Source organism: Colwellia sp. E2M01, from assembly GCF_018860585.1.
Taxonomy (GTDB): Bacteria; Pseudomonadota; Gammaproteobacteria; order Enterobacterales; family Alteromonadaceae; genus Colwellia.
Genome location: NZ_JAHKPR010000029.1, coordinates 120947 through 128034 on the forward strand (window position 1 = coordinate 120947; position 7088 = coordinate 128034).

The 7088-nt window shown below is 36.8% G+C and carries 6 protein-coding genes; all 6 read left to right on the forward strand.

Annotation, left to right across the window (positions count from 1 at the left end; all coding sequences use genetic code 11):
- The first annotated feature begins 55 nt into the window (after window positions 1-55).
- Entirely contained in the window at window positions 56-1357 is a 1302-nt protein-coding gene (surA, locus tag KO502_RS06120; RefSeq protein ID WP_216021683.1) for a peptidylprolyl isomerase SurA, read from the forward strand.
- Window positions 1357-2340: a 4-hydroxythreonine-4-phosphate dehydrogenase PdxA gene (gene pdxA, locus KO502_RS06125; protein ID WP_216021684.1), complete on the forward strand. Its 984-nt coding sequence runs from the start codon at window positions 1357-1359 to the stop codon at window positions 2338-2340. The genes surA and pdxA overlap by 1 nt, the downstream gene beginning before the upstream one ends.
- 79 nt (window positions 2341-2419) lie before the next feature.
- On the forward strand, window positions 2420-3358 hold the full coding sequence (gene rsmA, locus KO502_RS06130; RefSeq protein WP_252730536.1) for a 16S rRNA (adenine(1518)-N(6)/adenine(1519)-N(6))-dimethyltransferase RsmA: 939 nt from the start codon (window positions 2420-2422) through the stop codon (window positions 3356-3358).
- Window positions 3359-3361: 3 nt separating this feature from the next.
- Window positions 3362-4276 (forward strand): symmetrical bis(5'-nucleosyl)-tetraphosphatase, encoded by a 915-nt coding sequence (locus tag KO502_RS06135; RefSeq protein WP_216021685.1) that lies wholly within the window; start codon window positions 3362-3364, stop codon window positions 4274-4276.
- A 164-nt stretch (window positions 4277-4440) separates the two neighbouring features.
- Window positions 4441-6459 (forward strand): methyl-accepting chemotaxis protein, encoded by a 2019-nt coding sequence (locus KO502_RS06140; protein WP_216021686.1) that lies wholly within the window; start codon window positions 4441-4443, stop codon window positions 6457-6459.
- A 294-nt stretch (window positions 6460-6753) separates the two neighbouring features.
- Window positions 6754-6960 carry a cold-shock protein gene (locus KO502_RS06145; RefSeq protein ID WP_033092258.1) on the forward strand — a complete coding sequence of 69 codons (207 nt, stop codon included), beginning with the start codon at window positions 6754-6756 and terminating at the stop codon, window positions 6958-6960.
- Window positions 6961-7088 lie beyond the last annotated feature (128 nt).

Here is a 7088-nt window from a genome sequence, read left to right on the forward strand (position 1 = left end):
TATAAAAGAACGCTTACTTAATAAATCACCTAATTAATGAAAACAAGATAACACAATGAAAAATATTCTAAATAAACTACTGTTTGTATCAAGCCTTATCATAGCAACACTCTCTACTGTTCACGCAAAAGAGGAATTAATAGACAGAGTTGCCGTTATCGTAAATAGTGGTGTAGTACTTGAATCAGAAATTGAAGACTTATTAAATACCATCAAACAACAATCTATAAATAATAACCAAGATTTACCCTCAGATAGCGCTCTGCGTATCCAAGTAACTGATAAATTAATTAATGATAATTTACTTACTCAAATTGGCGAACGTATGGGTATTCAAATTAGTGACGCTCAGCTTGATGAAACAATAAAAAAAATGGCGCAAGAGAATAAAATGAGCTTGGCGCAATTTCGTCAAACAATTGTTAATGACGGCACCAATTATGAGAAATATCGTGAAGATGTTCGTACTGAATTGATTGTTGGTGAAGTAACCCGTAACAGTGTTAGACGGAGAATATTTGTATCGCAACAAGAAATAGATAACTTATTAACCATAATGAAAGAGCAAAGCAGTAACGATATAGAGTATGAGTTAGGTCATATTTTAATTGAATTTCCAGCTAACGCTAAGCAAAAAGATCTTGATGCCGCTAAAGAGAGAGCTAATAAAGTTATTGAATTACTTAATGAAGGCGCTGATTTTGCAAAAATAGCGATAACATCCTCTGGTGATTCCAATGCATTAAAAGGTGGTAATTTAGGTTGGAAGAATATTAATGAAATGCCAACACTCTTTTCTGAATTAATCATTGACCAACCTAAAGACACGGTTGTAGGTCCTATTCGTACGGGTCTAGGTTACAGCATAGTAAAAGTGTTAAATGTTCGTGGCCGTGAAGTAGTTGAAGTTGAAGAAGTCAAAGCCAGTCATATTCTCATTGTACCATCTGTTATTTTAAGTGACGAAAAAGCACAGGTTTTATTAAATGGCTTTTTACAACAAATTGATGCCGGTGAAGCAACCTTTGCTGAATTAGCGAAAGAACATTCTGAAGGCCCAACGTCAGTAAGAGGTGGTGATTTAGGCTGGTCAGATCCAAAGAAATATGATCCAGCTTTCCAAGATGCATTAGCTACGATGAAAAAAGGTGATTACCATAAACCATTCCGTTCTTCTTTTGGTTGGCATATTGTCTACTTAGAAGATAGACGAATAGTTGATGCCACCTCACAAATGAATGAAAACAGAGCTTATCAGCTTCTATTTAACCGAAAATACGCAATGGAAAATGCGCGTTGGTTAAAAGAGATGCGTGATGAAGCTTATATCGAAGTTTTTGAAAAGGACGATAGATAATGACTCAACGCATAGCCATTACTCCTGGAGAGCCAGCAGGAATAGGCCCTGATCTAATCATAAAGGTTGCACAACAAGATTGGCCTGTTGAAATGGTTGTGATCGCCTCTAAAACATTGTTACTAGAGCGCGCCAAACAACTGTCTTTACCTTTAACCCTTATTGACTACGATCAAAAAGCTCCTGTTACCGCGCAAAAAGCAGGTACCTTAACTATTTTAAATGTTGAGCTAGGTGCACCTTGTATTCCTGGAACATTAGACACCGCCAATGGCGCTTATGTAGTAGAAACACTAAGAATTGCTAGCGAAAAAAATATTTCTGGTGAGTTTGATGCTATTGTTACCGGCCCAGTACATAAAGGCTTGATTAACAAGGCAGGTATTGCCTTTAGCGGCCATACCGAATATTTTGCAAATCAAGCAAATTGTGCCGACGTTGTTATGATGTTAGCAACCGAAGGCCTACGTGTAGCTTTAGTAACTACACATATACCATTAGCTTATGTATCTAAAGCGATTACCCCTGATCGTTTGCAAAAAGTGACTCGTATATTACATCACGACTTAAAAACAAAGTTTGGTATAGAATCACCTAAAATATATGCCTGTGGTATTAACCCACACGCTGGTGAAGATGGTCATTTAGGTACTGAAGAAATAGAAGTAATGGAGCCTACATTTGCAGAGCTTCGCGCCGATGGTATGGAGATAGTAGGCCCACTACCCGCAGATACTATTTTTCAACAAAAATATTTAGCGCAAGCAGACGCGATATTGGCTATGTATCACGATCAAGGCTTACCTGTATTAAAATATAAAGGTTTTGGCTCATCAGTTAATATTACCCTTGGCTTACCTTTTGTTCGTACCTCAGTAGATCATGGCACCGCATTAGAATTAGCAGGCACAGGAACCGCCGATTCAGGTAGTTTTATTGAAGCAATGAACAATGCCATCAATTTAGCCAAAACGAGTAGTTAAGGTTAACATTTATTAGACTAGCCCTAATCAAATAACACTTATGAGCTAGCTAAACATAAAGATCAATTAAGTAATTACTATGAACGACAAAAAACATTTAGGTCACCAAGCTAAAAAACGCTTTGGGCAAAACTTTCTCCATAATGATGCTGTGATCAGTGACATTGTCGATGCCATTAACCCTGAGCCAGGTGAAAATCTTATCGAAATTGGCCCTGGTTTAGGCGCGCTAACCGAGCCTGTTATCGAACGAGCTGGTAAAATTTCGGTAGTAGAATTAGATAGAGATTTAGCGCACAGATTACGCCATCACCCTTTCATCGCTAAAGATTTAACTATTTATGAAACCGATGCGTTGAAATTTGATTTTGCCCAACTAGCAAGTGACGACAAGCCATTACGTATTTTTGGTAACCTGCCTTACAATATTTCTACCCCACTTATTTTTCATTTATTAACCTTTAAAGACAAAGTGAAAGATATGCACTTCATGCTACAAAAAGAAGTAGTAGAGCGCATGGCCGCAGGTCCAGATTGTAAAACTTACGGCCGTTTATCAATTATGACCCAGTATCAATGCCAAGTATTACCGGTAATGGAGATTGGCCCTGAAGCATTTAAGCCCGCACCAAAAGTTGACTCGGCAATCGTCCGATTAATCCCACATGCGCATATTGCCAACCCAGTGAAAGATATTAATGCATTAAACACTGTTTGTTTAACCGCCTTTAATCAACGCAGAAAAACTATTCGAAACAGCTTTAAAAAGTTGATCACTGAAGAGCAGTTAACCAATTTAGGGCTTGATGCCAATTTACGCCCTGAAAACTTAACCCTTGATGATTACATTAAACTTGCTAATTTTATTGTAGATAACCCAGCTGAAATAGCACCAATAAAAGAAAAGCGACGCATGTCAAAAAATAGACAAAAGCAAAGTGATGACAATGGTGACGATAGTATTGAGTCAATATTAAACAATGAATTAACGGAGGATCCTGCTCCCTCCGCAGAATAACCTATGGCAATTTATCTGGTAGGTGATATACAAGGCTGCTACAAAGAACTAACAGCATTGTTATCACAAGTAAATTTTGACACGACTAAAGACACCCTCTATCTTGCGGGTGATTTAGTCGCTCGCGGTCCAGATTCACTTGATACTCTTCGTTTAATAAAATCCTTAGGTAAAAGTGCTAAAGTCGTTTTAGGCAATCACGACCTGCATTTGTTAGCAGTACATGCTGGCATAAAAAAAGCTAAAATAAGCGATAATTTAGATGACTTACTTGCCGCCCCAGATGTTGATGAACTTATGGATTGGCTTGCTGAACAGCCTTTATTGCAAAAAATACCTAACGCAAAATTTTTATCTAATGATGGCAACAAGATAAAAAATAAAGGCAATAAAAAAACTACCGACATAGCTAAAAATGCATATATGAGCCATGCAGGTATTTCACCGCAATGGGGTCTTTCAGAAGCAAAAAAACAAGCAAAATTTATTCAACAAAGATTAGCTGGGGACTCTCGTGAACATTGGCTATCTTTGATGTATGGCGAAGAGCCTAACAGTTGGTTAGAAGCTAAAACGGAGATAGAGAAATTCCGCTTTAGCATTAATGCTTTTACTCGTATGCGCTATTGTTTTGAGGATGGTTCTTTAGAGTTTACTCAAAAAAAAGCGCCCGATAAAAATGAAAATATAAATAGCCTTCCAACAGAAGTTCAACCACTAATAACACCTTGGTTTGAGTTATCAACAACTATTAATAAGACACCATGGATTTTTGGACACTGGGCTTCACTTATGGGTAATGTCGCACACCCTAACATATACCCTTTAGATACCGGTTGCGTATGGGGAAACCACCTTACAATGCTGCGCTGGCACGACAAAAAATACTTCACCCAATCCGCTATCAATAAAGATTAAAAGCAGCTAGTATTGTACATTAGCAACCCCTGCTTTTGCGCTAAAAAAAAATAAAAAAGGAAATATTTAATTAAATATTTCCTTTTTTTAGTCGATACAGGCTAAGCTTTATATAAAAACAAATGTATTAACTAGGTTAGTAGCCTTCCAAGTTGGTGGACTCTATGAATTTAACTGTAGCTGTAAAAATAATTGGTGGTTTTGCCACTATTTCCATATTATTGATCCTAATAAGTAGCATCTCATTATCAAATTTAAGTACTATCAGCGACTCAACGCTGCAACAAAAAACATTAGCAATACCCACGTTAAAAGCGAGTAATAAACTTTCCCTAGAACTTAATCAAATGACTTACTTAACGTTAAAGGGTTACTACCAGAGTGATCTTGCGAGATTAGCCGTTGAGTTAAAAGACTACAACAATACTGCAGACCAATTTACTCAAATATTATCAGAGCTAAAAAATATAGTTGCTGATGAAGAAAGTTTATTAACTAATTTAAGTTTAGCAGAAAACGATTTTTCAAGCTTTTATAAAGCAGGGTCGTTATTGTTTAATAACCATAAAATCAGCATTGAACAAAAACAACTATTAACGGACAAAATAGATAACCTGGAAGAAAAGTCTGATGACACCGTAACCTTATTATTAGACTTGGCCGATCATGATTTAGCTGATTCTAAATTACAAAAAGCAATTACATTAGGTGAACGATTAGAAACACAGTTTAATTCAGTCGTATCTTCATCACTAGAATATCGCGACATTATTAACGAAAGTACAGCACAACTTATTGAAAATGAAATTAACCGCAACATAATTGATGCTCAAGATTCAGTATCAGCAATTATTGCTGAACTAAATAAGTATGATATTGATGATGTTGCGGAAGAAGTACAAGAAGCATTTAACGATATACAACAATTACTATCACAAAACGATGGTATTTTATCGCATAAAGCGAAGCAATTAGCCGCTAATAGCAACGCTACACAACAACTTAAAGAAGTAGAAAAAGTAGCAAAACAAGTTACTAAAATTTTAGATGCACAAGTGGAGTTGGCGAACCAAACAACGGTTATTACAAGTCAGTTGGTTGAAGACTCTGTAAGTAGCGGCACGACACAAACAACAATTATTATGATTATTTCAATTATTGTTGCTTTATTTATTGCTCGCATGACCTTAATTGGCATTACTCGCCCACTGGCGCGCGTCAATGAAATGCTTAATATTGTTGCCTCAGGCGATCTATCAAGAAAACTCGATGAAAGTGGTGAGGATGAATTTGCGCAATTATCAAAAAACTGTAATCTATTAATCGATAGTTTACGTCACTTAATTGAAAGTATTGTTAATCGTTCTGCACAACTCGCTGCAGCAGCCGAAGAGACATCTGCTGTTACTGCGCAAAGTACTAGTGCTATTGAAGAGCAACGTAATCAAGTGGAACAAGCTGCCTCGGCAACAACTGAGATGAGTAGTACAGCACAAAGCGTACTATCAAGCGCTAACGATGCATTAGGTGAAATAAAACATGCTGATGATGAAGCAGAGCGTGTAAAAGTTATTTCTGAAAGAAACCGCCAAACAATTGAATTATTAGCAACGGAAGTAGAGTCCGCAGCACAGGTTATCAACCAATTACAACAAGACAGTGCTTCAATTGGTAGCATTCTAGATGTTATTCGTGGCATCGCAGAGCAAACTAATTTGCTCGCTTTAAATGCCGCTATAGAAGCTGCTCGTGCAGGAGAGCAAGGACGAGGGTTTGCTGTTGTTGCTGATGAAGTAAGAACACTTGCCAGCAGAACACAAACATCCACCTCTGAAATCCAAACAATGATAGAAGCACTACAAACCGGTGCTGGCAAAGCGGTAATAGTGATGGATGCAGGTAAGTCTAAAGCTAGCGAATGTGTGACACAAAGTGAAGAAGCAGATCAAGCACTTGAAATTATCACTCACGCAGTACATGAAGCATTTGATAGAAGTTCACAAATAGCAACTGCAGCGGAGGAGCAAAGTGTTGTTGCCCATGAAATAAGTGAAAACCTTGAATCAATTGTAACAATCGCAGAGCAAACAACTGCCGGTTCACAGCAAACAGCCGCTTCAAGTAGTGAAGTTGCCCGCTTAGCAGAAGAGCTACAACAATCTGTACAAGAATTTAAATTATAGAGATAAATTGGATGTATACAGTAAAGCTTTAAGTTTATTTTTTATTTTAACTTACAGCTTTACTTATACTATTTGTTGACATCCTAGCCGCTAACTATATAATGCAACTAGCTTGAAGTTAGTTTATTTTTTTGTACACCATTTCGATGTTATCTCATGCTTACTTTAGATAAGATATCTGTAACACGTCCTGATTTATAAGTAATATCAACTCTTTTTAGCAAACCCGCTAAACATTAACTTAATGTTAAATGTATTAGCACAATTACTCTTAAATATTTATAGGATACACATATGTCTACTACTACTGGTACAGTAAAATGGTTTAACGAAGCTAAAGGTTTTGGTTTTATCGAGCAAGAAAACGGTCCAGACGTTTTTGCTCACTTCAACGCTATCGTTGGTGAAGGTTTTAAAACTCTTGCTGAAGGTCAAAAAGTTGAATTTACAGTTACTGACGGTCAAAAAGGCCCTCAAGCTGAAAACATCGTTGCTCTTTAATTAGCAATAATTATGTAAGCTAATTATTAGCTTACATAATAGAGATGTTAAAAGGACATACCTTAATTGGATGTCCTTTTTTTATACCTTTTTTACAGAAAACAAGTTATTTTATACCAATTCCGATA